Here is an 850-nt window from a genome sequence, read left to right as displayed (position 1 = left end):
ATAGCGTCAGCGTAATAGCGCTCCGCGCCGGAGATATTTCGATTGCTTAACGCGATACGAATCAGGCTTTGATACGCAGCCAGAGACTGATCTTCTCTCGCACGCTGAGCAAGTTTTCTTAGAGCATTCTCCTGCCCATTCACACGGCTCTCAGCCTCATACAAACCAGCGTATGCACCAATGCTGTTTGGACTCAATTCAAGCATTGCTTCGAAATACTGCTTCGCCGCTTCATTCTTGTTTTCAAGCAGGGCATTACGGCCCAGTGCACCTTGAATGACTGCCCGCTGACTATCTGCTTTAGCCAATGGTGCAGCGTTTTTAAGCAACATACTTGATTCTGCTATATCGCCGGTTGTCGCCAAAAACTGTCCCGCAATAAAATTCGCAGTGTAATCATCAGCATGCTTTTTCGCGTTCGAGACCAAGATCTCTTTCGCTTTGTCTTGCTCGCCATTTCTGCGGTAGTAGGATGCTAAATCCACTAAAACCTGACGCTGTTTCGGGTCAAGCTCGAATGCTTTTTGAAGATGAGGCAACTCCTTGCTCCGGTCGGCATTTGGCGTGCTACGATAAAAACTCGCGAGCGCGAGCTGCAGACGGACATTCTTTGGAGCCAAACCTGCGGCCTTGATAATGGCGGCCTCACCTTTATCGTACTGCCCGTCCGAGACGGCAGCCAAACCATAAAGCGCCAGTATCTCGACAGATGTTTGCTGATCAATCGTAGGCTCTAACGCTTCAAGCACGCGTTTGGGCTCGTTCAGCTTCAAATTGGTCGCCATGTAGACTTGTGTTGCAAGTGGGCTCGACGTTTCGGGATCAACCACGTCACCAAGGTAACGTGCTG

The 850-nt window shown here is 50.1% G+C and carries 1 protein-coding gene; it reads right to left on the bottom strand.

Going from position 1 to position 850, the window contains the following annotated elements:
- Positions 1-850, bottom strand: an 850-nt coding sequence (locus A3751_RS21095; RefSeq protein WP_156492711.1) for a hypothetical protein, incomplete at both ends; no start/stop codon positions are given.

The sequence above is a fragment of the Oleiphilus sp. HI0080 genome (assembly GCF_001635135.1).
Note: the sequence above shows the minus strand (reverse complement) of the source record. Positions and strands in the feature narration are given on the sequence as shown.